Origin of the sequence: Burkholderia sp. Z1 (assembly GCF_014893795.1) — a bacterium.
In the GTDB taxonomy this organism is placed as follows: Bacteria; Pseudomonadota; Gammaproteobacteria; order Burkholderiales; family Burkholderiaceae; genus Burkholderia; species Burkholderia theae.
Window position 1 is genome coordinate 1,586,571 of record NZ_JACFYL010000001.1, and the last position, 24,067, is coordinate 1,610,637.

General features: G+C 67.4%; 21 protein-coding genes. 15 read left to right on the forward strand and 6 right to left on the reverse strand.

Annotated features, from left to right (window positions below):
• Positions 1 to 4 precede the first annotated feature (4 nt).
• Complete coding sequence (locus H3H55_RS07370) at positions 5 to 265, reverse strand: XapX domain-containing protein (protein ID WP_193098169.1); 261 nt, start codon at positions 263 to 265, stop codon at positions 5 to 7.
• Positions 266 to 540: 275 nt separating this feature from the next.
• On the opposite strand from H3H55_RS07370, the gene H3H55_RS07375 reads away from it, so the two are divergent.
• Positions 541 to 1,227: a hydrolase gene (locus H3H55_RS07375; RefSeq protein WP_129514321.1), complete on the forward strand. Its 687-nt coding sequence runs from the start codon at positions 541 to 543 to the stop codon at positions 1,225 to 1,227.
• A gap of 63 nt (positions 1,228 to 1,290) precedes the next feature.
• Here H3H55_RS07375 and H3H55_RS07380 read toward each other — a convergent pair whose 3' ends face one another.
• Positions 1,291 to 2,214, reverse strand: coding sequence for a LysR family transcriptional regulator (locus tag H3H55_RS07380; protein ID WP_129514322.1), 924 nt, complete (start codon positions 2,212 to 2,214; stop codon positions 1,291 to 1,293).
• 125 nt (positions 2,215 to 2,339) lie between these two features.
• Here H3H55_RS07380 and H3H55_RS07385 point away from each other — a divergent pair, with 125 nt between their 5' ends.
• From H3H55_RS07385 to H3H55_RS07410, 6 genes are all read left to right on the forward strand, one after another.
• Complete coding sequence (locus H3H55_RS07385; protein WP_043182444.1) at positions 2,340 to 2,507, forward strand: DUF1427 family protein; 168 nt, start codon at positions 2,340 to 2,342, stop codon at positions 2,505 to 2,507.
• An 18-nt stretch (positions 2,508 to 2,525) separates the two neighbouring features.
• Positions 2,526 to 4,418, forward strand: a complete 1,893-nt coding sequence (locus H3H55_RS07390) for an amidohydrolase (protein WP_193098170.1) — start codon at positions 2,526 to 2,528, stop codon at positions 4,416 to 4,418.
• A 1-nt stretch (position 4,419) separates the two neighbouring features.
• On the forward strand, positions 4,420 to 4,881 hold the full coding sequence (locus H3H55_RS07395) for a DoxX family protein (protein WP_193098171.1): 462 nt from the start codon (positions 4,420 to 4,422) through the stop codon (positions 4,879 to 4,881).
• A gap of 26 nt (positions 4,882 to 4,907) precedes the next feature.
• Positions 4,908 to 5,822, forward strand: a complete 915-nt coding sequence (locus tag H3H55_RS07400) for a glyoxalase (RefSeq protein WP_193098172.1) — start codon at positions 4,908 to 4,910, stop codon at positions 5,820 to 5,822.
• Positions 5,819 to 6,514: a YoaK family protein gene (locus H3H55_RS07405; RefSeq protein ID WP_129514326.1), complete on the forward strand. Its 696-nt coding sequence runs from the start codon at positions 5,819 to 5,821 to the stop codon at positions 6,512 to 6,514. Before H3H55_RS07400 ends, H3H55_RS07405 begins: the two co-directional genes overlap by 4 nt.
• A gap of 83 nt (positions 6,515 to 6,597) precedes the next feature.
• The gene (locus H3H55_RS07410; protein WP_193099463.1) at positions 6,598 to 8,064 is read left to right on the forward strand and encodes an alginate export family protein; all 1,467 of its coding nucleotides are present in this window, start codon (positions 6,598 to 6,600) and stop codon (positions 8,062 to 8,064) included.
• A gap of 110 nt (positions 8,065 to 8,174) precedes the next feature.
• Here the strand turns inward: H3H55_RS07410 and H3H55_RS07415 are convergent, their stop codons facing one another.
• A complete protein-coding gene (locus tag H3H55_RS07415) occupies positions 8,175 to 9,776 on the reverse strand; it encodes an acid phosphatase (RefSeq protein WP_319022258.1) in 1,602 nt (533 codons plus the stop codon).
• 209 nt (positions 9,777 to 9,985) lie between these two features.
• Between H3H55_RS07415 and H3H55_RS07420 the strand changes: the two genes are divergently transcribed.
• The 3 genes from H3H55_RS07420 to H3H55_RS07430 all read left to right on the forward strand — a co-directional run bounded on the left by H3H55_RS07420 (position 9,986) and on the right by H3H55_RS07430 (position 12,348).
• Positions 9,986 to 11,371: a cytochrome-c peroxidase gene (locus H3H55_RS07420; RefSeq protein WP_193098174.1), complete on the forward strand. Its 1,386-nt coding sequence runs from the start codon at positions 9,986 to 9,988 to the stop codon at positions 11,369 to 11,371.
• A gap of 108 nt (positions 11,372 to 11,479) precedes the next feature.
• Positions 11,480 to 11,866, forward strand: coding sequence for an RT0821/Lpp0805 family surface protein (locus H3H55_RS07425; RefSeq protein WP_129514329.1), 387 nt, complete (start codon positions 11,480 to 11,482; stop codon positions 11,864 to 11,866).
• Positions 11,867 to 11,877: 11 nt separating this feature from the next.
• Positions 11,878 to 12,348: an NUDIX hydrolase gene (locus H3H55_RS07430; protein ID WP_193099464.1), complete on the forward strand. Its 471-nt coding sequence runs from the start codon at positions 11,878 to 11,880 to the stop codon at positions 12,346 to 12,348.
• 117 nt (positions 12,349 to 12,465) lie between these two features.
• On the opposite strand, the gene H3H55_RS07435 is transcribed toward H3H55_RS07430, so the two are convergent.
• Positions 12,466 to 14,175: a glutamine--tRNA ligase/YqeY domain fusion protein gene (locus tag H3H55_RS07435; RefSeq protein ID WP_129514330.1), complete on the reverse strand. Its 1,710-nt coding sequence runs from the start codon at positions 14,173 to 14,175 to the stop codon at positions 12,466 to 12,468.
• Positions 14,176 to 14,427: 252 nt separating this feature from the next.
• Between H3H55_RS07435 and H3H55_RS07440 the strand changes: the two genes are divergently transcribed.
• Both H3H55_RS07440 and H3H55_RS07445 read left to right on the forward strand, forming a co-directional pair.
• Positions 14,428 to 14,637 (forward strand): ornithine acetyltransferase, encoded by a 210-nt coding sequence (locus tag H3H55_RS07440; RefSeq protein WP_006497729.1) that lies wholly within the window; start codon positions 14,428 to 14,430, stop codon positions 14,635 to 14,637.
• 145 nt (positions 14,638 to 14,782) lie between these two features.
• The gene (locus tag H3H55_RS07445; protein WP_193098175.1) at positions 14,783 to 15,331 is read left to right on the forward strand and encodes an RBBP9/YdeN family alpha/beta hydrolase; all 549 of its coding nucleotides are present in this window, start codon (positions 14,783 to 14,785) and stop codon (positions 15,329 to 15,331) included.
• 34 nt (positions 15,332 to 15,365) lie between these two features.
• On the opposite strand, the gene H3H55_RS07450 is transcribed toward H3H55_RS07445, so the two are convergent.
• Entirely contained in the window at positions 15,366 to 16,586 is a 1,221-nt protein-coding gene (locus H3H55_RS07450; protein ID WP_129514332.1) for a CaiB/BaiF CoA transferase family protein, read from the reverse strand.
• Between the two features lie 254 nt (positions 16,587 to 16,840).
• Here H3H55_RS07450 and alaS point away from each other — a divergent pair, with 254 nt between their 5' ends.
• Positions 16,841 to 19,465, forward strand: a complete 2,625-nt coding sequence (gene alaS / locus H3H55_RS07455) for an alanine--tRNA ligase (protein WP_129514333.1) — start codon at positions 16,841 to 16,843, stop codon at positions 19,463 to 19,465.
• Between the two features lie 212 nt (positions 19,466 to 19,677).
• Here the strand turns inward: alaS and H3H55_RS07460 are convergent, their stop codons facing one another.
• Positions 19,678 to 20,592, reverse strand: a complete 915-nt coding sequence (locus H3H55_RS07460; protein WP_129514334.1) for a LysR family transcriptional regulator — start codon at positions 20,590 to 20,592, stop codon at positions 19,678 to 19,680.
• 128 nt (positions 20,593 to 20,720) lie between these two features.
• Here H3H55_RS07460 and H3H55_RS07465 point away from each other — a divergent pair, with 128 nt between their 5' ends.
• Positions 20,721 to 21,959: a YbfB/YjiJ family MFS transporter gene (locus tag H3H55_RS07465; RefSeq protein WP_193098176.1), complete on the forward strand. Its 1,239-nt coding sequence runs from the start codon at positions 20,721 to 20,723 to the stop codon at positions 21,957 to 21,959.
• A gap of 288 nt (positions 21,960 to 22,247) precedes the next feature.
• On the forward strand, positions 22,248 to 24,041 hold the full coding sequence (locus tag H3H55_RS07470) for a ShlB/FhaC/HecB family hemolysin secretion/activation protein (RefSeq protein WP_226799972.1): 1,794 nt from the start codon (positions 22,248 to 22,250) through the stop codon (positions 24,039 to 24,041).
• Positions 24,042 to 24,067: the final 26 nt, after the last annotated feature.

Sequence of the window (24,067 nt, forward strand, 5' to 3'; positions counted from 1 at the left end):
TGCATCACGACGGCTTGCGGTCGTTCGCGGCGCCGCCCGGCAGCGTGCCGAACATGTGCTGGCTGCACTGCGCGTCGCGCCACGCGGTATTGAGCCGATGGCCCGCGAACATCCGGCGCGCGACGGGCAGGATCTGTTCGCCGGCCAGCATGCCGAGCAGGCCGGTGAGCGCGATGATCGGCGGCGCCGGCGAATTCACGCCGAGCGCACCGTAGATGACGCCGGCGAGGAGGCCGGCGAGGAGCGACAGGAAATACGGTTTCATGGTGAGGTCTCGTGATGGCCGACGAGCGGTGTGGTGCACGCCGTCAAGATCCTGAAAGCGTATCGGGTTTGCGTGAAGAAAAAAAGGGCGGGCAGCCCGGAACGGGCACCGATTCCGGAATCACATCGATTCCGTTTCTTGGATGTTCGCGCCGCGCGTTTGCGGATTAAATATTTCGAGCCGGATGACGATCCGGCGCCGACCCGCACCAGGCTCCTCCCGTTTCGACGGTCGAGGCAGGCCCCTCTTTTTCCGTTCACAGGACGACCCGTGCCATGAGCAACCCGAAGCTTGAAGTACTGACTCCGCAGAACAGCCAGCTGATCTTCATCGATCAGCAGCCGCAGATGGCGTTCGGCGTGCAATCGATCGATCGCCAGACGCTGAAGAACAACGTCGTCGGGCTCGCGAAGGCCGCGAAGGTATTCAACATCCCGACCACGATCACGACGGTGGAATCCGACAGCTTCTCGGGCCACACCTATCCCGAGCTGCTCGACGTGTTCCCGAACCAGAAGACGCTGGAACGCACGTCGATGAACTCGTGGGACGACCAGAAGGTGCGCGACGCGCTGGCCGCGAACGGTCGCAAGAAGGTGGTCGTCTCCGGCCTGTGGACGGAGGTCTGCAATACGACGTTCGCGTTGTGCGCGATGCTCGAAGGCGACTACGAAATCTACATGGTCGCCGACGCATCGGGCGGCACGTCGAAGGATGCGCACGACTTCGCGATGCAGCGGATGGTGCAGGCCGGCGTGGTGCCGGTGACGTGGCAGCAGGTCCTGCTCGAGTGGCAGCGCGACTGGGCACGCCGCGAGAGTTACGACGCCGTGATGGCGATCGCGAAGGAGCACTCGGGCGCATACGGGATGGGCGTCGATTACGCGTACACGATGGTCCACAAGGCCGCGCAGCGCACCGCGACGCCGCACGAATCGCTCGCGGCCGTGCCGGCGAAGTAACGGGCACCGGCCATGGCTCGCCGCGAGGATCGCGACGAGCCGCGGCCGCCGGCCGCCGCACGTTCAGGCGACGGGCAATGCCCACGGCGCATGCGCGAAGTGCTCCGCGAGGAAGTCGAGCAGCACCGTCACGCGCGCGGCGCGCAGCATGCCGGGCGGCGTGACGAGGTTGACGTTGATGTCGGCGATCTTCCAGTCGTCCATCACTTCCTCGAGCTCGCCGCGCTGCATCGCTTCCCACACCAGGAACTCGGGTTGCAGTGCGAGCCCGTGACCGGCGACGAGCGCGGGGACGATCACATCCGCGTTGTTGGTGCGGATGCGCCCGTGCACGGACACGCCGACTTCCTCGCCCGATGCCGGGTGGCGGAAGCGCCAGTGCTCGGGCGTCGGCAGGTTCGTGTAGGTGAGGCACACGTGCTGCTCGATGTCGCGCGGGTGCGTGGGGCGGCCGCGCCGGTCGAGGTACGCGGGCGACGCGACGAGCGGGCGGCGCACCGCGCAGAGCCGGCGTGAGCGCAGCGACGAATCGCTCAGCTCGGCGATGCGGATCGCGACGTCGAAGCCGCCGGACACGATGTCGACGATGTGATCGGTGAGCACGAGGTCGATGTCGACGCGCGGATAGCGCTCGAGAAACGCGGGCAGCACCGGCGACAGATGGCGCAGCCCGAACGACATCGGCGCATTCACGCGCACGAGGCCGTGCGGTTCGAGCGCCTGAGCGGACGCTTCGCACTCGATCAGCTCCGCGTCGGCAAGCAGGCGGATCGCGCGGTCGCGCAGCAGTTCGCCGGTCGGCGTGAGCGACAGCTTGCGCGACGTGCGGTACAGCAGCATCGCGCCGAGCCGCTTCTCGAGGCGCGCGATCGCCTTCGACACGGTCGGCTGCGACACGCCGAGCAGGTCGGCGGCTTTGGCGAACGAGCCGGTCTCCGCGACGCGCGCAAAGATGGCCCAGGCTTCGAGATCAGGAAGGTGTTGCATGGTCGGAACGAATGGCAGGGAAGCGAAACGGATGCGGCGGCAGCGGATCGTGCCGTCGATGCGACGCACCGCGAAGGCGGGCGTGCGATGCAGGTCATTCTAATCCGGCCCGGAGAAAAATCGTTATGGAATCTTATCTACTTTCATTGGGCGCCGGCGTGCTGATCGGCGTCGTGTACAGCGTGATCAAGGTGCGCTCGCCGGCACCGCCGCTGATCGCGCTGGTCGGCCTGGCCGGCATGCTGATCGGCGCACAGGCCATCGCGCCGGTCCGTCACTGGCTCGGCTTCTGACCGCATCGAGGACACTACATGAGCGCAACCGACACTCAACCCGATCTCATCCTGCACAACGCGCGCATCACGACGCTCGATCGTGCGAACCCCGTCGCGACCGCCGTTGCGATCAAGGACGGCCGCTTCGTCGCGGTCGGCGGCAACGCGGACGTCATGCCGCTTGCCGGCCGCACGACGAAGGTCGTCGATCTCGACGGCCGCACCATGCTGCCGGGCCTGATCGACAACCATACGCACGTGATTCGCGGCGGCCTGAACTACAACATGGAGCTGCGCTGGGACGGCGTGCGTTCGCTCGCCGTCGCGATGGAGATGCTGAAGCGGCAGGTTGCGATCACGCCCGCGCCGCAGTGGGTGCGCGTGGTCGGCGGCTTCACCGAACACCAGTTCGTCGAGAAGCGCCTGCCGACGATCGACGAACTCAACGCGGCCGCGCCCGATACGCCGGTGTTCATCCTGCACCTGTACGACCGCGCACTGCTGAATGCAGCGGCGCTGCGTGTGGTCGGCTACACGAAGGACACGCCGGAGCCGCCGGGCGGCACGATCCTGCGCGACGCCGCAGGCAACCCGACCGGCCTGCTGCTCGCGAACCCGAACGCGACGATCCTGTACGCGACGCTCGCGAAAGGGCCGAAGCTGCCGTTCGAATACCAGTACAACTCGACGCGCCACTTCATGCGCGAGCTGAACCGTCTCGGCGTGACGGGCGTGATCGACGCGGGCGGCGGGTCGCAGAACTATCCCGACGATTACGAGGTGATCCGCAAGCTGCACGATGCCGGCGAGATGACGATCCGGATCGCGTACAACCTGTTTACGCAGAAGCCGAACGCGGAGAAGGAAGACTTCGTGAACTGGACGAAGAGCACGAAGTATCACGACGGCACCGACTACTTCCGCAACAACGGTGCGGGTGAAATGCTGGTGTTCTCCGCGGCCGACTTCGAGGATTTCCGCGTCGCGCGCCCGGATCTGCCGGCGCAGATGGAAGACGATCTCGAAGGCGTCGTGCGCGTGCTCGCGCAGAATCGCTGGCCGTGGCGCATGCATGCGACCTACGACGAAACCATCAGCCGCGCGCTGGACGTGTTCGAGAAGGTCAACAAGGACATCCCGCTTGCCGGCCTGAACTGGTTCTTCGATCACGCGGAAACCATTACCGAAAAATCGATGGACCGCATTGCGGCACTGGGCGGCGGCATCGCGGTGCAGCACCGGATGGCGTACCAGGGCGAATACTTCGTCGAACGCTACGGCGCACAGGCGGCCGAAGCGACGCCGCCCGTCGCGAAGATGTTGTCGAAGGGCATCAAGGTCTCGGCCGGCACCGATGCGACGCGGGTTGCGTCGTACAACCCGTGGGTGTCGCTCGCGTGGCTCGTGACGGGCAAGACGGTCGGCGGCCTGCGCATGTACCCGCAGCGCAACCTGCTCGATCGCGAGACCGCGCTGCGCATGTGGACCGAGTACGTGACCTGGTTCTCGAACGAGGAAGGCAAGAAAGGGCGCATCGCGGTTGGGCAGCTCGCCGACCTCGTGGTCCCGGATCGCGATTTCTTCACGTGCGCGGAGGACGATATCGCGGATACGACCGCCTTGCTGACGGTGGTCGGCGGCAGGATCGTATGGGGCGCGGGCCCGTTCGCGTCGCACGACGCGCCGATTCCGCCCGCGATGCCGGACTGGTCGCCCGTGCGCGAGTACGGCGGTTACGGCGGCTGGGGCGCGACGCAGCGCAGCGGCGCACCGCTGCGGCGCGCGGCCGCTGCCGCTGCGATGTGCGGTTGCGCGAACGCGTGCAACGTGCACCAGCATGCGCATGCCGGTGCGTGGGGGAGCGCTTTGCCGACGTCGGACGCAAAGGGCTTCTGGGGCGCGTTCGGCTGTTCTTGCTGGGCGGTCTGACATGGCCACCTCGACCAATCGAAGCGGCGTCGACAACCCGGCGTGGGTCCATGCGCTGCTGGCGCAGCCGTGGGTGCTGCCGCTCGCGCGGCTCGCGCTGGTGTCTGCCTACCTGATCGGTGGCGTTGCGAAGGCGCTGGATTTCGACGGCGCGGTCGCCGAGCAGGCGCATTTCGGCCTGCATCCGGCCGCGCTGTGGGCGGCGCTCGCGATCGCGGTCGAGATCGCCGGTTCGCTGTGCGTGGTGTTTCGCCGCTTCACGTGGCTCGGTGCCGGCAGCCTCGGCATGCTGACGTTCGTCGCGATGATCGTGGCGAACGATTTCTGGAACCACACGGGCGCTGAACGCTTCATGGCGCTCAACAGCTTTTTCGAGCATCTCGGGCTGATCGCCGCACTCGTGCTCGCGACCGTGCTCGACGATGCGAAGCGCATGGCCGGTGACGGCCATACCACTCGATGACGATGAAACAACAAGGAAATCCTGTCATGAAAACGATTCGTTCCGCCTTGCTCGCGCTGGCGATCGCCACGGGTCTCGTCGCGGCACCGGCCGCGTTCGCGAAACCGCCCGTGCCGCCCGCGGCCACGCCGACGCTGGCCGTCGGTCCGCAATACGACACGACGCACGTGTACGTCGCGCCCGAGGATTTCGATCGCTTCACCGACAGCTTCGTCGCGACGTTCGGCGGCAGCAAGTCGAAGCAGGGCGTGTTCCAGGTGACGCCGACCCCGAGCCAGACGATGTCGCAACTCGTGTTCACGCCGGCCGGCACGATCTCCGTGTTCGGCTTCAAGACGCCGGTGCCCTGGCCGTTCGGCGCGGAGCGCACCGGTTATCTCGTCACCGACATGGACGCGGCGATGAAGGTGGCGCGCGAGCACGGCGCCGATGTGATCGTCGACACATTCCCGGATCCGATCGGCCGTGACGCGGTGATCTCCTGGACGGGCGGCGTGAAGATGCAGCTCTACTGGCATACGCAGGCGCCGAAGTACGACGCACTGCAGACGATCCCCGAGAATCGCGTGTACGTGTCGCCGCAGAGCGTGCGCAAGTTCGTCCATGATTTCGTCAAGTTCTCGAACGGCAAGGTGGTGTCCGACAACCTCAAGGCGCCGGGCATCGAGATCGGCCGGCCGAACGACACCTATCGCCGCATTCGCATCACGTCGGGCTTCGGCAAGATGACCGTGCTCGTGACCGACGGGCATCTGCCTTATCCGTACGGGCACGAGATGACCGGCTATGAAGTGTCCGACCTGGCCGCGACGCTAAAGAAGGCGCAGGCCGCGGGCGTGACCGTGCTCGTGCCGTCGTACACGGCGGACGGGCGTGACGCGGCGATGGTCCAGTTCCCGGGCGGCTACGTCGCCGAGATCCACGCGGGCGCGGCACGATGAAGCACGAGGACACGATCCTTGCCGCGGTGGCCGGCTTCGTCGACACGCTGAGCTTCGTCGCGCTGTTCGGGCTGTTCACCGCACACGTGACCGGCAACTTCGTGCTGATCGGCGCGGGCGTCGCGGGGTTCGGGCAGGGCATCCTGCTGAAGCTCAGCGTGTTCCCTGCGTTCGTGTGCGGTGTGGTCGCGAGCAGCCTGATCGCCCGCGCGTTTTCCGGGCGGCCCGCATGGCAGGGCGCACGCGCGCTCCACGCGGTGCAGGCCGTGCTGCTGCTCGGCTTTTGCGCGGCGGGCGTGTGGGCGTCGCCCGTCACGCAATCCGACAGCCTGCCGGTGTTGCTGGCCGGCATCGTCGGCACGTTCGCGATGGGCGTGCAGAACGCGCATCCGCGCGTGATCGCGCGCGCCGGCGTGCCGAACACGGTGATGACGGGCAACGTCACGCAGGCAATCCTCGACGTCGTCGACCTGCTGTCCGCCGGCACGGCCGATAGCGTGCGCGCCGCTGCACGCGCGCGCTTCGCGAAGATGTGGCCGGCGATCGTCGCGTTCGCGCTCGGTGCATCGTGCGGCGCACTGGGTTTTCGCCATGTCGGATTCTGGGCGCTGCTGGTGCCCACGGGTGCGCTCGCGATGCTGGCGGCCTGCGCGGGGGCATCTGCCCGCACGGCCGCACAGGAGCATGCATGATCGCGCGGCGTGGAAAAGTGCGTCGTCCCCGCGTGCGGCAAGCGAGCCGGATCGACGCGCGCGGTTACGAGCCGATCGTTGCGATGAGCGGGCAGTGCGTCGCGACGACACGACACATTCGCTTCGATCGGGTCACCCGCGCATCGGTCGTTGCGGGGCTGCTGCTCGCGGGTGCCGATGCGGCGTTCGCGGACACGACGACGGCCACCGCCGACAGCGCGCCCGCAACGACCTGCACGGCCAAGCGGCCGACCGTGCTGTTCAATCGGTGGCAGGAAGACTGGTCGGTGCTCGCGAATCCGTGCGTGCCGCGCGCGCCGCTCGACGGGCTGAAGTACATCCCGCTCGGCAACGATCCGGCCTCCTATCTGTCGCTCGGCGTGAACCTGCGCGAACGCCTGGAGACCAATGACGCGCCGCTGTTCGGCATCGGCTCCGCGCAATCGGTTACCTACCTGATCCAGCGCGTCGAAGTGCACGCCGATGCGCATCTCGGCCAGCACTGGCAGTTCTTCGTGCAACTGCAGGACGATCGCGCATTCGGCAAGAACACGATCACGCCGGTCGACAAGAACCCGCTCGATCTCGAGCAGGCGTTCGCGACCTACACCGGGGCGCTCGGCGGCGGCACGTTCAAGTTCCGCGTCGGCCGGCAGGAAATGGCGTTCGACTTGCAGCGCTTCATCGCCGCGCGCGACGGCCCGAACGTGCGACAGGCGTTCGATGCGGTATGGGCCGACTACGAATACCAGAAGTGGCGCTTCATCGGGTACGCGACGCAGCCGGTGCAGAACCGCACCGTGTCCGCGTTCGACGACGTGTCGAATCGCGACCTCACGTTCAGCGGCGTGCGCTTCGAGCGTCAGTCGGTCGGGCCCGGCGACCTGTCGGGCTACTGGTCGCGCTACAACCGCAGCAACGCGCGCTTTCTCGACGCGAGCGGCGCCGAGCATCGCGACGTGTGGGACCTGCGCTACACGGGCACGCAAGGCCGCTTCGACTGGGATCTCGAAACGATGCTGCAGACGGGCACGGTCGGCAGCAGCACGATCCGCGCGTGGGCGGTCGGCTCGATCGCCGGCTACCGGCTCGACGCGCCGTGGTCGCCGCGCGTCGCGCTGCAGGTCGATGCAGCGTCGGGCGACCGGCATCCGCACGACGGCCGCGTCGAGACCTTCAACCCGCTGTTCCCGAACGGCTATTACTTCACGCTCGCGGGTTTCACCGGGTACTCGAACCTGATTCACGTGAAGCCGTCCGTGACGCTGAAGCCGTCGCCGAACCTGTCGCTGCTCGGCGCGCTCGGTTTCCAGTGGCGCGAGACGACCGGTGACGCGGTCTACCAGCAGGGCAACGCGGTGGTGCCGGGCACGGCCGGCAAGGGCGGGTTGTGGACGGGGATGTATGTGCAGCTGCGCGCGGACTGGACGATTGCCGCGAACCTGATTGGCGCGATCGAAGCCGTGCATTTCCAGGTCGGCGATGCGATCCGGCAGGCGGGCGGGCACAACGCCGACTATGTCGGCGTCGAGCTCAAGTACGGCTGGTGACGCAGGGGCACGGTGACGCGCCCCGATGAAAAAGGGCGGCCATGAGGCCGCCCTTCGTTCGTGCGGGCCGGCGTCGATGCCGGCCCGTTCGCCGTGATGTCGCGATGTGGTTACAGGTTCGGCGACAGCGCGAGCGCGTTCGTCAGGTCGCCCATCGGCTGCGCGCCGTTGGCCTTCAGCGCGTCGTCGCGCTGTTGCAGGCCCGTGAGGCGCGGTAGCGAGAAGCGGCGCGTGATGAAGCGCAGGATCGATGCGGTGTCGTACTGCGTGTGGTCGACGAAACCCTTCTTCGAGAACGGCGACACGATGAGTGCCGGAATCCGCGTGCCCGGGCCCCAGCGGTCGCCCTTCGGCGGCGACACGTGATCCCAGAAGCCGCCGTTTTCGTCGTACGTGACGACCACGACCATGTTCTTCCACTGCGGGCTGGCCTGCAGGTGCGCGATCAGGTTCGCGATGTGCTGGTCGCCGCTTGCGACGTCCGTGTAGCCCGCGTGTTCGTTCAGGTTGCCCTGCGGCTTGTAGAACGCGACCTGCGGCAGCGTGCCCGCGTCGATCGCCTTGATGAACTCGCTGCCGTCAGTGCCGCCGTCGAGCAAGTGCTGCGCGCGGCTCGTGCTGCCCGGTGCCTGGTTCGCGTAGTAGTTGAACGGCTGGTGGTGCGGCTGGAAGTTCGGCGCCGTCATGTTCGGGCCGTAGATCACGTTGGCCGTGCCGCTTTGCGCGGCTTGCAGCGCCTGATTCCACGCGCCGCCGTACCATGCCCACGACACGCCCGCGTTCGACAGCAGGTCGCCGATGTTCTGCTGCGTCTGCGGCGGCAGCGTCGACGCGGCGGACGGATCGGCGAGGTTCGGGTCGCCGCCCGATGCGGCCTTGTTGCCGCTCGGCTGGTACGGCGGCTGCATCGTGTTGATCGCGAAGAAGTCCGGCGTCAGGTTGCCCGAGTTCACGAACTTCGGAATCCCGTCGAGCGCGGAAGCCGGCGAGTTGCTCGCGAGCTGCAGCGACTTGCCGTCGGCGCCGACGGCCGAGATCGAACCGGCGGCCGGGCTCTTGTCCGCGTTCGCGTAGAACGGCGCGCACGCGCAGATCAGGTACTGGTGGTTCAGGAACGAGCCGCCGAACGCACCCATGAAGAAGTTGTCGGCCAGCGTGAACTGCTGCGCGATCTTCCACAGCGGCAGCTTCGTCGCGTCGGGCGTGTAGTGGCCCATCACGAGGCCGCCGGAATCGGCCCAGGCGGCGAACATGTCGTTCTTGCCGCCGTTGATCTGCATCTGGTTCTCGTAGAAACGGTGATACAGGTCGCGCGTCGTCACGCTCATCGGCGTGTTGAAACCGCTCGGATCGTCGATCGCGAACGGCGCGTTCGGCAGGTTGGCCGTCATCGCCTCGGTCACGGCCGGCGTGACGCCCTTCGCGGTCAGGCCGCCCCAGACCTTCGGCAGCGTCGCGAGCGGCTGGCCGTTGCGGTCCTTCTGCTGTGCGCTCGCCGCGGTCACGTTCTGCAGGCCGTTCGCGCCCGGGAAGTTGCCGTACAGGTTGTCGAAGCTGCGGTTTTCCGCATAGATCACGACGACGTTCTTCACCGTCGACAGGCCTTGCTGCTGGACGTCGTCGCCGCCGCAGGCGGTGAGGGCGACGGCCGCGGCAACGGCGATCGGTGTAAAGCGAATCCAGGCGTGGTTTTTCATGCGTTGTACTCTCATCTCTCTCTTGTCGCGTGGGGAACCGGAGCATCCGTGCGCCGCCGGTTCTCTAAGGTGACCGTGGCATGTCCGGCTGTAAGCATTTTGAGGGCGCGATTTGACAGCCGGGTGTAGGCGTCCTTTCGATTAGCTGTCGATCGACCGTCATGTAATGGTCATGCGGCTGACATAAACTCCGGCCGCTCCTGAACCCACTTTCCGACGAATCGATGAAGCCTCGCCAACCGACAGCCGGCGCGTTCGCGCGTTCGTGGCTGCATCTGACCGGCGCGCTCGCTCTGGTCACCACGCTTGCAACCCTTGCTGGCTGTGACGGACAGCCGGGTACGGGCGCGCCGCCCGCACAGGCCGCGAGCGCGGCGAGTGCACCGGGCACCGCGAAGTTGGTTGCGTCCGCAACGGTTGCCGCGAGCGGCGCCGTGGTCGCGACGAACCAGCCGCAGACGCGTGCACAAGTTTACGAAGGCGTGCGCCGGATGACGGCGCTCGGCAAGCAACTTTTCTTCGACCCTACACTGTCAGGCTCCGGCAAGCTGGCGTGCGCGTCGTGCCACAGCCCCGATCACGCGTTCGGGCCGCCCAATGCGCTGGCCGTGCAGTTCGGCGGCGACGACATGAAGCGCCCGGGCTTTCGCGCGGTGCCGTCGCTCAAGTACCTGCAGGGCGTGCCGCAGTTCACCGAGCACTTCCACGACTCCGACGACGAAGGCGACGAGAGCGTCGATGCGGGCCCGACGGGCGGCCTCACGTGGGACGGCCGCGTCGACACGGGCGCCGAGCAGGCGCGCATTCCGCTCACGTCGCCGTTCGAGATGAACAGCTCGCCCGCGAAGGTCGCGCAGGCCGTGAAGGCCGCGCCGTATGCGAACGAGTTCCGCGCGGTGTTCGGCGTGAAGGTGCTCGACGACGACGCGGCCACGTTCAAGGCCGTGCTGCGCGCGCTCGAGACGTTCGAGCAGACGCCCGAACTGTTCTCGCCGTACACCAGCAAGTACGACGCGTATCTCGCCGGTCACGCGCAGCTCACGCCGGCCGAACTGCGCGGGTTGCAGTTGTTCAACGACGAGAAGAAGGGCAATTGCGCGAGCTGCCACATCAGCCAGCGCGCGCTCGACGGCACGCCGCCGCAGTTCAGCGATTTCGGGCTGATCGCGATCGCGGTGCCGCGCAACCGCGCGCTGCCCGTCAATCGCGACCCGCGCTTTTACGATCTCGGTGCATGCGGCCCCGAGCGCACCGACCTGAAGGGCCGCGACGAATTCTGCGGATTGTTCCGCACGCCGTCGCTGCGCAACGTCGCGCTGCGCAAGACGTTCTTCCACAACGGCGTGTATCACACGCTCGAGGACGTGATGCGCTTCTATGTCGAGCGCGACATTCATCCGGAGGAGTTCTACCCGGTCGTGCACGGCAAGGCGCAGATCTACGACGACCTGCCGAAGCGCTACTGGCCGAACATCAACCGCGAGCCGCCGTTCGACCGCAAGCGCGGCGAGCAGCCGGCGCTGAACGCGGCCGAGATCAAGGACGTGATCGCGTTCCTCGGCACGCTGACTGACGGATATCAGCAAACGGCCGCGCCGGCCAGGCCCTGAAGGCATCCGTTGCCGCACGCATGCTATGCTCGCTCGCTGACGGGCGTGGCGCGTGCCGGTTCGCCGGCATGCGCCACGCCGTTCGATCGAACATCCAAGGAGAACAACATGTCGATGCGTGCATCCCTTTCCGTCGTCACGCGTGTGCTGGCCGGCGCCGCGTGCGCAGCCGCGATGCTGCCCGCCCATGCGCAGAACAACCTGAACTTCCTGACCGACACGCCGCTCAGCTATTTCAGCAAGGCCGACACGGCGTCGCTGTCGAAGGCCGCCGCGAAGGTGCGCGACGAAGGCAAGGACGGCGAAACCACGACCTGGCAGAACAGCGGCAGCCGCACGCAGATCGAAGCGAAGCTCACGCCGACCACGACCGAGACGGACGGCAAGACCTGCCGTGAAATCACCACCGACATCACCGCGAAGGGCCAGGCGATGACGCTCAAGCCCGTCTACTGCAAGACGGCCGCGGGCAAGTGGCAGTTGCAGAAGCACTGAGCACGCGTGTGATGAAGCGGGGCGGCGCGCCGCGCACGGTGTCGTGCGGCGTCGTGATCCTCGATGCGGCCGGCCGCGTGTTTCTCGCGCACGCGACGGACACCACGCACTGGGATATCCCGAAGGGGCAGGGCGAGCCGGGTGAGTCGCCGGCCGATGCCGCGCTGCGCGAGCTGCTCGAGGAAACCGGCATCGAATTCGCGCCGGCCCGGCTGCTCGATCTCGGCCGCTTCGCGTACCGGCACGACAAGGACCTGCACCTGTTCGCGGTGCAGGTCGCGGACGGCGAGATCGATCCCGCGCACTGCACGTGCACGTCGATGTTCCCGAGCCGTCGCGACGGCTCGATGATTCCGGAGATGGACGCGTATCGCTGGACCGTGCCGGGCGACATCGACGCGTATGCGAGCCGCAGCCTCGCGCGGCTGTTTCGCACGAAGCTGTCGCTGGTGGAACTGCATCGGCGGTTGTCGGGCGAGTGAGTCAACGCGGCGGCTTCGCTTCGAACCACGCAACAAAAAACCGGCCCTCGGGCCGGTTTTTTTATGGTCGCGCGACGTCGGCCTGGGGCCGTGCGCCGCGCGCGGCGCAGCAGGCCGTTACGCCGGCTTGCCCCAGCTGTCGCGCAGCCCGACGATCCGGTTGAACACGGGCTTGCCCGGTTTCGAATCGACGCGGTCGGCGACGAAGTAACCGTGCCGCTCGAACTGCAGGCGCGTTTCCGGCGCGATGTCGTCGTTGCCCGGCTCGATATAAGCCTGCACGATCTTCTTCGAATCGGGATTCAGCGCTTCGAGGAAGTTCGCGCCGCCCGCGTCCGGATGCGGCTCCTTGAACAGGCGGTCGTAGATCCGCACTTCGGCCGGCTGCGCATGCTTCGCGCTGACCCAGTGGATGTTGCCCTTGACCTTGTACGTGTTCGCGCCGTCGGTACCCGACTTGCTGTCCGGGAAGTAGTTGCAGTGCACGGCCGTCACGTTGCCGTCGGCATCCTTGTCGAAGCCCGTGCATTCGATCACGTAGCCGTAGCGCAGGCGCACCTTGTTGCCCGGGAACAGGCGGAAATAGCCCTTCGGCGGGTTCTCGACGAAATCCTCGCGTTCGATCCACAGCTCGCGCGAGATCGGGAACGTGCGCACGCCGCGGTCCGGATGGTGCGGATGCACGGGCGCCGTGCACGCTTCCTCGAGGTCTTCCGGATAGTTGTCGATCACGAGCTTCAGCGGATCGAGCACCGCGACCGTACGCGCGGCCTTGTCGTCGAGGTCGTCGCGCAGCGCGCCTTCGAAGATGCTCATGTCGATCCACGAATCGATCTTCGTCACGCCGATCCGCTCGCAGAACAGGTGAATGCTCTCCGGCGTGAAGCCGCGGCGGCGCACGCCGACGATCGTCGGCATCCGCGGGTCGTCCCAGCCGTCGACGTGGCCTTCGGTCACGAGCTGCAGCAGCTTGCGCTTGCTGGTGATCGCGTACGTGAGGTTCAGCCGCGAGAATTCGATCTGTTGCGGCAGCGGGCGCGTGAACATGCCGGCTTCCGCGAGTTCGTTCAGCACCCAGTCGTACAGCGGGCGGTGATCCTCGAATTCGAGCGTGCACAGCGAATGCGTGATGCCTTCGAGCGCATCCGAGATGCAGTGCGTGTAGTCGTACATCGGATACACGCACCATGCGTCGCCGGTGCGGTAGTGGTGCGCGTAGCGGATCCGGTAGATCACCGGGTCGCGCATGTTCATGTTCGGCGAAGCCATGTCGATCTTCGCGCGCAGCACGTGCTCGCCTTCCTTGAACTCGCCGGCCTTCATGCGGCGGAACAGGTCGAGGTTTTCGTCGGGCGTGCGTTCGCGGAACGGCGACGGCTTGCCGCCTTCCGTCAGCGAGCCGCGGTTCGCGCGCATTTCATCCGCGCTCTGGCTGTCGACGTAGGCCTTGCCGCGCTTGATCAGCAGCTCGGCGAACTCGTACAGCTTGTCGTAGTAGTCGCTCGCGAAATACTGGTGATCGACCGCGTCCTTGCGCCAGTCGAAACCGAGCCAGCGCACCGCGTCGACGATCGAGTCGACGTACTCGACGCTTTCCTTTTCCGGGTTCGTATCGTCGAAGCGCAGGTGGCACACGCCGCCGTAGTCGCGCGCGACGCTGAAGTTCAGGCAGATGCTCTTCGCGTGGCCGATGTGCAGATAACCGTTCGGCTCGGGCGGGAAGCGCGTTTCGACGCGGCCGCTCCATTTGCCGGTGCGGTTGTCGTCGTCGATGATGTTGCGGATGAAATTGGAAGCCGCGGGGGCGTCGTTGCGTTCGGTGCTCATGCGGTTGGCGTCAGGTTGTGTCGGCGCGTCGCGCCGGTTTAATCCTGTAATTCTACCTGACCGGGGTCCGTCCCGCGCGGCTTGCGGGTCGGGAGCGATGCATTCGCGATGCGTACCGCAATATCTCGATAGTGTGTCGGCTGTAACACGACGTAAATCGGATTGCCCGCGCCGTTCGAGTTTTCCTATGATGGCTTTACCGATTCAATGCCGCCATTTGCGTCATCGCATGGCGGGAGGAAGCCAATAACCATGATGAAGAAGACCACTTTTCTCGTTCGTACCGCGGTGATTGTCGCGGCCCTGTCGCAACTCGGCGCATGCGCGATGACGCATACGCAACGCAATGCCGGTATCGGCGCGGCCGCGGGCGGCGCGCTCGGTTACCTGATCACGGGCGGCCCGGTCGGCACGGTGGCCGGCGCGGCGGCTGGCGGCCTGGTCGGCGCCGGCGTACGCTGATCGCCGCACGGTCGTGACGCCCGCCTGAGCGCGTCACGACCCGCCGCACAACCCTCCGGTTTTTGACAGGCAGCATCAGGGAGAGGAGGGTGTGCGACACTTCGTCGACATCACACAACGACACCATTCGTCGACGCATCCTTCCATGAGCGCCCCCCTCGTTTTCGTCCTGCCGGGCTACGCCAATTCGGGCCCGCTTCACTGGCAGAGCCGCTGGGAGCGCGCCGATGCGCGCTTCTCGCGCGTCGCGATGCCCGACTGGGATCGCGCGTTCCGCAACGGCTGGTGTCTCGCGCTCGACCGCGCGGTCGAGGCCGCGCGCGGGCCCGTGCTGATCGCCGGCCACAGCCTCGGCACGCTGACCACCGCGTGGTGGGCGACGCGCTACGCGCGCCCGGCCGCGCTCGCGAAAGTGCGCGGCGCCTTGCTCGTCGCGCTGCCCGATCCCGCCGGGCCGGCGTTTCCGGCCGACGCGCACGGGTTCGGGCCCGTCCCGCACGAGCGGCTGCCGTTTCCGACCTGCGTGGTCGCGAGCAGCGACGATCCGTACGGTTCGATCGCATTCGCGCGCGGCTGCGCGCAAGCATGGGGCAGCACCTTCCACGACATCGGCCCGTGCGGCCATATCAACGCGGACAGCGGGCTCGGCGACTGGCCGGCCGCACGCGGCTGGCTGGACGCGCTCGCGCGCTAGGCACCGCCGCGCGAGCGCCTGAAGCGGCCGATCGTCAGATCGCCTGCTTCGCCTTCAGCGCCGCGATCCGCGCGTCGTCGTAACCGAGCATGTCGCGCAGCACGTCGTCGGTCTGCGCACCGAGCAGCGGCGGGGCCGTGCGCGCGTCGGGCGGCGTCGCGCTCATCCGGATCGGGTTGCGCACGAGCTGCACGTCCGCGCCGCACGGGTGCGGCAACGCCACCTGCATTCCGCGCGCGACGACCTGCTCGTTGTCGAACACCTCGTCGAGATCGTTGATCGGGCCGCACGGCACGCCGGCCGCTTCGAGCACGCCGATCCAGTCGGCCTTGCCGCGCGTCTTCACCATCTCCGCGAGGATCGGCACCAGCGTGTCGCGGTGGCGCACGCGCGACGGGTTCGTCGCGAAGCGCTCGTCGTCGGCCAGTTCGGGCCGGCCGCCGGCCTCGACGAACTTGCGGAACTGCCCGTCGTTGCCGACCGCGACGATGATCCACCCGTCGCTCGTCTGGAACGTCTGGTACGGCACGATGTTCGGATGCGCGTTGCCCCAGCGCACCGGCGGCTTGCCGCTCGCGAGGAAGTTGGTGTTCATGTTCGCGAGCAGCGCGACCTGCACGTCGAGCAGCGCCATGTCGATGTACTGGCCTTCGCCGGTACGGTCGCGGTGCGCGAGCGCGGCGAGCACGGCGATCGTCGAGTAGAGGCCGGTCGCGAGATCGGCGATCGCGACGCCGGCCTTCTGTGGGCCGCCGCCCGGCTCGCCGTCGCGCTCGCCGGTGATGCTCATGAAGCCGCCGATCCCCTGCACGATGAAGTCGTAGCCCGCGCGGTGCGCATACGGGCCCGTCTGGCCGAAGCCGGTGACCGAGCAGTAGACGAGATCGGGCTTCACCGCGCGCAGCGATTCGTAGTCGAGCCCGTATTTCTTCAACTGACCAACCTTGTAGTTCTCGAGCACGACGTCGCTTTGCGCGGCGAGCTCGCGCACGATCTGCTGGCCTTCGGGCGTCGCGATGTCGATCGTCACCGAGCGCTTGTTGCGGTTCGCCGCGAGGTAGTACGCGGCTTCGGCGGTATCCGCGCCGTCCGCGTCCTTCAGGTACGGCGGCCCCCAATGGCGCGTGTCGTCGCCGGCGCCCGGGCGCTCGACCTTGATCACGTCCGCGCCGAAATCGGCAAGCGTCTGCGCGCACCACGGGCCTGCGAGCACGCGGGTGAGGTCCAGCACGCGGATATGGCTCAGGGCACCCATCGTCGAATCGTCTCCTTTCATGGCTGGCCTTCCTTGTCGGGCAAGGCCGATTGGCATGCCGAGCATCTTAAGGCGAATCGGCCGCACGGGTGGCCCAGCCGGGCCGGCCGGATGGCCGAGCCGCTTTGCCGGCGCTTTGCCCGGAAGCCGGTCCCGATCCCGTATAATCGATCGTTTCCGAATCCATGCCGCCGCACGCCCCGCCAAGGGCGCCGGCGTTTGAAGCCGTCTTTGCCAGACTGTCCCCGCACGCCATGAAAGCTGCCGAAATCCGCGAGAAATTCCTCAAATTCTTCGAATCGAAGGGCCATACGATCGTTCGCTCGTCGAGCCTCGTGCCCGGTAACGATCCCACGCTGATGTTCACGAACTCGGGCATGGTCCAGTTCAAGGACGTGTTCCTCGGGACGGATCCGCGCCCGTACTCGCGCGCCACGACGGCGCAGCGCAGCGTGCGCGCGGGCGGCAAGCACAACGACCTCGAGAACGTCGGCTACACGGCGCGCCACCACACGTTCTTCGAGATGCTCGGCAACTTCTCGTTCGGCGACTACTTCAAGCACGACGCGATCCGCTTCGCGTGGGAGCTGCTGACCACGGTCTACCAGCTGCCGAAGGAAAAGCTGTGGGTCACCGTCTATCAGGAAGACGACGAGGCGTACGACATCTGGGCGAAGGAAGTCGGCGTGCCGGCCGAGCGCATCATCCGGATCGGCGACAACAAGGGCGCGCGCTACGCGTCGGACAACTTCTGGACGATGGGCGACACGGGCCCGTGCGGCCCGTGCACGGAAATCTTCTACGATCACGGCCCGGACGTGTGGGGCGGCCCGCCGGGGTCGCCTGAGGAAGACGGCGACCGCTACATCGAGATCTGGAACCTCGTGTTCATGCAGTTCAACCGCGACGCGCAGGGCAACATGACGCGCCTGCCGAAGCAGTCGGTCGACACCGGCATGGGCCTCGAGCGCCTCGCCGCGGTGCTGCAGCACGTGCACAGCAACTACGAGATCGACCTGTTCCAGAACCTGATCAAGGCCGCCGCGCGCGTGACCGAGATCAGCGACCTGACCAACAACTCGCTGAAGGTGATCGCCGATCACATCCGCGCGTGCTCGTTCCTGATCGTCGACGGCGTGATTCCGGGCAACGAAGGCCGCGGCTACGTGCTGCGCCGGATCGTGCGCCGCGCGATCCGTCACGGCTACAAGCTCGGCCGCAAGGGTTCGTTCTTCCACAAGCTGGTGGCCGACCTCGTCGCCGAGATGGGCGTCGCGTATCCGGAGCTGAAGGAAGCCGAGCAGCGCGTGACCGACGTGCTGCGCCAGGAAGAAGAGCGTTTCTTCGAGACGATCGAGCATGGCATGTCGATCCTCGAGGGTGCGCTGGCCGACGTCGAAGCGAAGGGCGGCAAGGTGCTCGACGGCGAACTCGCGTTCAAGCTGCACGATACCTACGGCTTCCCGCTGGACCTCACGGCCGACGTGTGCCGCGAGCGCGGGATGACGGTCGACGAGCCGGCGTTCGACGACGCGATGGCGCGCCAGCGCGAGCAGGCGCGCGCGGCCGGCAAGTTCAAGGCCACGCAGGGCCTCGAGTACACGGGTGCGAAGACCACCTTCCACGGTTATGAGGAAATCGCGTTCGACGACGCGAAGGTCGTCGCGCTGTACGTCGACGGTTCGTCGGTCAACGAAGTGAAGGCCGGCCAGGATGCGGTCGTCGTGCTCGACCACACGCCGTTCTATGCGGAATCGGGTGGCCAGGTTGGCGACCAGGGCGTGCTCGCGAATGCGTCGACGCGCTTCGCGGTGGCCGACACGCTGAAGGTGCAGGCCGACGTGATCGGTCATCACGGCTCGCTCGAGCAGGGCACGCTGAAGGTCGGCGACGTGCTGCGCGCGGAAATCGATGCGCACCGCCGCGCCCGCACGCAGCGCAACCACTCGGCTACCCACCTGATGCACAAGGCGCTGCGCGAGGTGCTCGGCGCGCACGTGCAGCAGAAGGGTTCGCTGGTCGACGCGGAAAAGACCCGTTTTGACTTCGCGCACAACGCGCCGATGACCGACGACGAAATCCGTCGCGTCGAGCAGATCGTCAACAACGAAATCCTCGCGAACGCGCCGGGCATCGTGCGCGTGATGCCGTACGACGAAGCGGTGAAGGGCGGCGCGATGGCGCTGTTCGGCGAAAAATACGGCGATGAAGTGCGCGTGCTCGACCTCGGCTTCTCGCGCGAACTGTGCGGCGGCACGCACGTGCACCGCTCCGGCGACATCGGCTTTTTCAAGATCGTCGTCGAAGGCGGCGTCGCGGCCGGCATCCGCCGCGTCGAGGCGATCACCGGCGACAACGCGGTGCGCTTCGTGCAGGATCTCGACGCCCGCGTGAACGAAGCGGCGGCCGCGCTGAAGGTGCAGCCGTCGGAACTCACGCAACGCATCGCGCAGGTTCAGGAGCAGGTGAAGTCGCTCGAGAAGGAACTGGGCGCGCTGAAGTCGAAGCTCGCATCGAGCCAGGGCGACGAGCTCGTGCAGCAGGCCGTCGAAATCGGCGGCGTGTACGTGCTGGCTGCCACGCTCGACGGCGCGGACGCGAAGACGCTGCGCGAAACGGTCGACAAGCTGAAGGACAAGCTGAAGAGCGCGGCGATCGTGCTGGCAGCTGTCGAAGGCGGCAAGGTCAGCCTGATCGCGGGCGTCACGCCCGATGCGAGCAAGAAGGTCAAGGCCGGCGAACTCGTGAACTTCGTCGCGCAGCAGGTCGGCGGCAAGGGCGGCGGCCGTCCGGACATGGCGCAGGCTGGCGGCACCGAGCCGGCGAACCTGCCGGGCGCGCTGGCTGGCGTCAAGGGCTGGGTCGAAGAGCGGCTCTGATCGCCTCGATCGGCGCGGTGCCCGCGAGGGCAGCGCGCCGTCCGGCACCGCGCGGTTCCATCGACGGAATCGCATGAAACGACCCGACCGGCATGGGTGCCGGTCGGGTCGTTTTGCGTTTACACGCGTTGTGGGGGGCGATCCGCCACCCTGTCCGGCACGCAATCGGGCGGTGCGCGAGTGCGCGGTCGCGTGCCGGTCGGCGGATCGCGTCAGGCCGGTTGCGCCACGCGAGGTTTCGGTACTGCGTCCGGCTGCCGCCCGGCCTCCCCAAGCGCGTCGCGCAGCGCGGCGAGCGCCGCCGACGCATAACCTTGCCGCCACGCCAGCAGCGTATCGATCCGTTCGAATTCCGGAATCGCATGCGCCGTGATGTGGTCGATCTCGGGCTGCAGGTCGAGCACCGAGCGCGGCGCGACCGCGACGCCCGCGCCGGCCGCGACACACGCGACGATCGCGTGGTAGGACCCGAGTTCGAGCACCCGTGCCGGCTTCAGCCCGTGCGCCGCATACCACTGCTCGACGTACTTGCGGTACGTGCAACCGCGCTCGAACGCGATCAGCGTCGGCAGGATCACGTCGCGCGGCGTGCGCACCGGCGGATGGCCGCGCGGCGTCAGCAGCACCAGTTCTTCGCTGAACACGGGCACCACGTCGAGCGTGTCGGGCAGCGTGTCCGGCGCGGGCGGGCGCGCGAACAGCGCGGCGTCGATCTCGAACGCGCGCACTTTCTCGATCAGCCATGCCGTCGTGCCCGTCACGAGTTCGAGCGACACGTCGGGCCACGCATGGTGATAGCGCGCGAGCACGGTCGGCAGCCGGCTCGCGGCCGTGCTCTCCATCGTGCCGAGCCGCAGCCGCCCGCGCGGCGTGTCCTCGCGCACCGCGTCGCGCGCCTCGTCGGCGAGCGCGAGCAGGCGCTCCGCATACGGCAGCAGCGTGTGCCCGGCCGGCGTCAGCACGAGCCGGCGACCGTCACGGACGAACAGCGCCGCGCCGAGTTCTTCCTCGAGCTGCTTGATGCGCGTCGTCACGTTCGACTGCACGCGATTGAGCTTCGCCGCCGCACGCGTCACGCCGTTCTCGCGCACGACGGCCCGGAAAATCGCCAGCGCCGCCAGGTCCATGATTCTCTCCAAGGGATGACTGGATTCTTAATTATTCATTTTTCGAGAACGATCGGTCAAGCTAGGATGACGCCATCCTGATCCTCGTCGCGGCCGGCGCATCGCATGCGGCGGCCCGCGCTGCCGCCATGTCCCGTTTCGATGCACCGCCCGCCGCCTACTCGCTTTCGTCAGACGAAGCCGACCGCCACGCCCGTACGGCCGCGCTGGCCTGCATGATCGGGCTGGCCGTCGCGCTCGGCGTCGGCCGCTTCGCGTTCACGCCGCTGCTGCCGCTGATGCTCGCCGACGGCTCGATCGGCCTGAAGGCCGGCAGCTGGCTGGCATCGGCGAATTACGCGGGCTACTTCGCCGGCGCGGTCAGTTGCGCGGCGCTGCGCGTCGCGCCCGCGCGGATGGTCCGCTTCGGGCTCGCGGCCACCGTGCTGCTCACGGCCGCGATGGGCGCCGGCCATCTGCTGCCGCTGTGGCTTGCGGTGCGCTTCGTCGCCGGCGTGATCAGCGCGTGGACGTTCGTGTTCGTATCGCAATGGGGGCTGCGCCGGCTCGCGGAACTGCATGCGCCGGAGTGGAGCGGGGTGATCTACGCGGGGCCCGGCGTCGGCATCGTGCTGACGGGGTTGGTCGGCAGCGCGCTGGCCGGTCATCGCGCGGCGCTCGGCTGGTTCGGCTTCGCGGCGCTGTCGATCGTACTGTCGGTCGCGATCTGGCGCACGTTCGCCGTGCCGGCGGCGGCGAGCCCGCTGCCGTCCGGCGCTGTGCCGCACGCAGCGGCCATGGCCGCGCCGGACACCTCGCGCCGCCATCGCGCGGATGCCGCATGGCTCGTCGTGCTGTACGGGATGCCGGGCTTCGGCTACATCATCACGGCGACCTTCCTGCCGGTGATCGCGCGCGCCGCGCTGCCGGCCGGCTCGCCGTGGCCCGACCTGTTCTGGCCGATGTTCGGCGCGGCGCTGATCGTCGGTGCGCTCGCCGCCGCGCGGCTGCCCGGGCACTGGGACAACCGGCTGCTGCTCGCGCTCGGCTGCGCGACGCAGGCGCTCGGTATCGGGTCCGGCATCGTGTGGCCCAACGCAGCGGGTTTTTCGCTCGGCTGCGTGCTGCTCGGCCTGCCGTTCACCGCGATCACGCTGTTCGCGATGCGCGAGGCGCGCCGCCTGCATGGCGAGCGTGCGGCCGGGCTGATGGGTTATGCGACCGCTTCGTACGGCGTCGGGCAGATCGCGGGACCGCTCGTGGCGGCGCCGCTGGTCGCGCGATATGGATCGTTCACGCCGGCCCTGTGGGTCGCGGCCGCGACGCTGCTGGCCGGGGCGGCGGGGTTCGCGGTTATCGCGGCGGCCGCCGCACGTCGGCGACCGTGAATCTGATGGTCGGCGCCGGCGGATCGCGTGCCGCGTCGACGGGTGTTGCCTCGCCGGCTACATGGAAAGGTGCGGACCTTTATGGTCGATGTCGATGCGGGACCGGGTAATTGAATAGGATTGCTGTATTTCATCCGGCATGACTTCGTACGCGACGCGATTTGACCGAAAGGTGCCGCCCAAATTTCGTACCTGATCTACATACATCCGGAATGTCTGTCTGTAGCATCCGCCGAATAAATTGATCGCTGGAGTGTTCCGGCGGTTCGACTTCGGATGCTGTGGCGTATGTGGGCAGATCAAGTTCAAACAAGAATCGTCGTCCGTTTTCGCGACGACGTCGGCGCTTTCCTCGTCGCCGATCCTCGCGTGGCCGGCTCGCGGGCCGTGGCCGTCGAAGCCGGCGACGTGCGACACGCAATCAGAGGGGGCAGCCTTGCGCTGTGCCTGTCGCTGTTGTGGGGCGCGGGCGCCGCGAGCCTGCCTGGGCAAGCGCACGCACAAGTGCCGAACGCCGGCTCGACGATGCGCGATGTCGAAACGTCGCGGCCGGCCTTGCCGCCGGAAGCCGCGCCCGATCTCGAGATCGTCCCGTCCGAAAGCGCCGCGCAGCCGCCACCGGAAGCCGGGCCGCGCATCGTTGTGCGCGCGTTCGAGGTCGGGGGCAACACCGTATTCGACAGCGCCACGCTGCAGGCGCTCGTCGCCGGGCTCGTCGGCGACACGCTCGGGTTCGCCGACCTGCAGCGCGCGGCCGAGCGAATCACCGCCTACTATCGCGAGCGCGGCTACGTGCTTGCGCGCGCCTACCTGCCGAAGCAGGACATCGAGGACGGTGTCGTGCGCATCGAAGTCGCCGAGGGGCGCTACGGCAAGATCGAGATCCAGAACCATTCCCGCGTATTCGATGCCGTGCTGCGGCAGCCGCTATCCACGTTGCATTCGGGCGACGTCGTGCGCGGCTCCAGCCTCGAGCGCAGCCTGCTGCTGCTCGACGATCTGGCGGGCGTCGGCGCGCGCGGCACGCTGCGCCCGGGCGAAGCACCCGGCACGACCGATCTCGTCGTCGAGGCCGAACGGGCGGCGCCCGCGTCAGGGTCGCTCGAGTTCGACAACTTCGGGGCGGTATCGACGGGGCGCTACCGCGTCGGCGGCAGCGTCGACGTCAATGCGCCGTTGCGGCTCGGCGATCGGCTGAGCCTGCGCGGGCTCGGTACCGACGAACGGCAACGCTATTACCGTGCAGCCTATCAGGTGCCGGTCGGGCCTGCGTCCACGCGGGTCGGCGTCGCATATTCATCGGTGCATTACCGGGTCGCCGGGCGGTTTTCCGATCTCGAGATGAGCGGGCGCGCCAGCGTGCAGACCGCATATGTCGTACAGCCGCTTGTGCGTGGACGTGATTTCAGCCTCACCGCGCAGGTTCAATACGAAAACAAGAACCTGCGCGACGAATACGGCGCGCTCGAACTCCGCAATGACAAGAACATCGGCCTGTGGACCGTCGGGCTCAGCGGCAACAACCAGGACGGCTGGCTGGGCGGCGGCCGCAGCGGCTTCTCGGTGATGTTCGGCGTCGGACGGTTGCGCAGCAACGATGTTTTCGCAGCGAACGAACTGACGAAGGCGATCGGCAGCTTCGCGAAGCTGAACCTGAATGCGCAGCGGATTCAGGCATTGGGCGGCCGGTTCCAGCTGTATGCGCAAGTCAGCGCACAGCTCGCGTCGCGCAATCTCGACTCATCCGAAAAATTCAGTCTGGGCGGCCCTTACGGCGTGCGCGCGTATGCGCTGGGCGAAGGCAGCGGCGATCAGGGCTGGCAGGCGAGCGCGGAACTGCGTTATCTCGTCGCGCCCGGCTGGCAGGTCAGCACGTTCGTCGATGCGGGGGGCGTGCAGGTCAACCGGCATCCGTGGACGCACGAACGGAACACGCAGCACATGCAGGCGGCGGGCGTCGGCGCGAGCTGGTATGGCGCGAAGCGGCAAGTCACGCTGACGGCCGCATTGCCGCTCGGCCGGGGGAGCGATTCGCCAGCTCGCTCGCCGAGCGTATGGGTTCAGGCCGCTCAGTATTTCTGAGCGTGCGTGATCGGTTGCTCGATTCC

Bases quoted from the DNA above. Each gene is read 5' to 3' on its own strand.
- alaS (WP_129514333.1), top strand. From the start codon at position 16,841: ATGAAAGCTGCCGAAATCCGCGAGAAATTCCTCAAATTCTTCGAATCG.
- H3H55_RS07425 (WP_129514329.1), top strand. From the start codon at position 11,480: ATGTCGATGCGTGCATCCCTTTCCGTCGTCACGCGTGTGCTGGCCGGC.
- H3H55_RS07445 (WP_193098175.1), top strand. From the start codon at position 14,783: ATGAGCGCCCCCCTCGTTTTCGTCCTGCCGGGCTACGCCAATTCGGGC.
- H3H55_RS07385 (WP_043182444.1), top strand. From the start codon at position 2,340: ATGGAATCTTATCTACTTTCATTGGGCGCCGGCGTGCTGATCGGCGTC.
- H3H55_RS07395 (WP_193098171.1), top strand. From the start codon at position 4,420: ATGGCCACCTCGACCAATCGAAGCGGCGTCGACAACCCGGCGTGGGTC.
- H3H55_RS07390 (WP_193098170.1), top strand. From the start codon at position 2,526: ATGAGCGCAACCGACACTCAACCCGATCTCATCCTGCACAACGCGCGC.
- H3H55_RS07430 (WP_193099464.1), top strand. From the start codon at position 11,878: ATGAAGCGGGGCGGCGCGCCGCGCACGGTGTCGTGCGGCGTCGTGATC.
- H3H55_RS07450 (WP_129514332.1), bottom strand. From the start codon at position 16,586: ATGGGTGCCCTGAGCCATATCCGCGTGCTGGACCTCACCCGCGTGCTC.
- H3H55_RS07375 (WP_129514321.1), top strand. From the start codon at position 541: ATGAGCAACCCGAAGCTTGAAGTACTGACTCCGCAGAACAGCCAGCTG.
- H3H55_RS07400 (WP_193098172.1), top strand. From the start codon at position 4,908: ATGAAAACGATTCGTTCCGCCTTGCTCGCGCTGGCGATCGCCACGGGT.
- H3H55_RS07435 (WP_129514330.1), bottom strand. From the start codon at position 14,175: ATGAGCACCGAACGCAACGACGCCCCCGCGGCTTCCAATTTCATCCGC.
- H3H55_RS07380 (WP_129514322.1), bottom strand. From the start codon at position 2,214: ATGCAACACCTTCCTGATCTCGAAGCCTGGGCCATCTTTGCGCGCGTC.
- H3H55_RS07460 (WP_129514334.1), bottom strand. From the start codon at position 20,592: ATGGACCTGGCGGCGCTGGCGATTTTCCGGGCCGTCGTGCGCGAGAAC.
- H3H55_RS07405 (WP_129514326.1), top strand. From the start codon at position 5,819: ATGAAGCACGAGGACACGATCCTTGCCGCGGTGGCCGGCTTCGTCGAC.
- H3H55_RS07440 (WP_006497729.1), top strand. From the start codon at position 14,428: ATGATGAAGAAGACCACTTTTCTCGTTCGTACCGCGGTGATTGTCGCG.
- H3H55_RS07410 (WP_193099463.1), top strand. From the start codon at position 6,598: ATGAGCGGGCAGTGCGTCGCGACGACACGACACATTCGCTTCGATCGG.
- H3H55_RS07470 (WP_226799972.1), top strand. From the start codon at position 22,248: ATGTGGGCAGATCAAGTTCAAACAAGAATCGTCGTCCGTTTTCGCGAC.
- H3H55_RS07415 (WP_319022258.1), bottom strand. From the start codon at position 9,776: ATGAGAGTACAACGCATGAAAAACCACGCCTGGATTCGCTTTACACCG.
- H3H55_RS07465 (WP_193098176.1), top strand. From the start codon at position 20,721: ATGTCCCGTTTCGATGCACCGCCCGCCGCCTACTCGCTTTCGTCAGAC.
- H3H55_RS07420 (WP_193098174.1), top strand. From the start codon at position 9,986: ATGAAGCCTCGCCAACCGACAGCCGGCGCGTTCGCGCGTTCGTGGCTG.
- H3H55_RS07370 (WP_193098169.1), bottom strand. From the start codon at position 265: ATGAAACCGTATTTCCTGTCGCTCCTCGCCGGCCTCCTCGCCGGCGTC.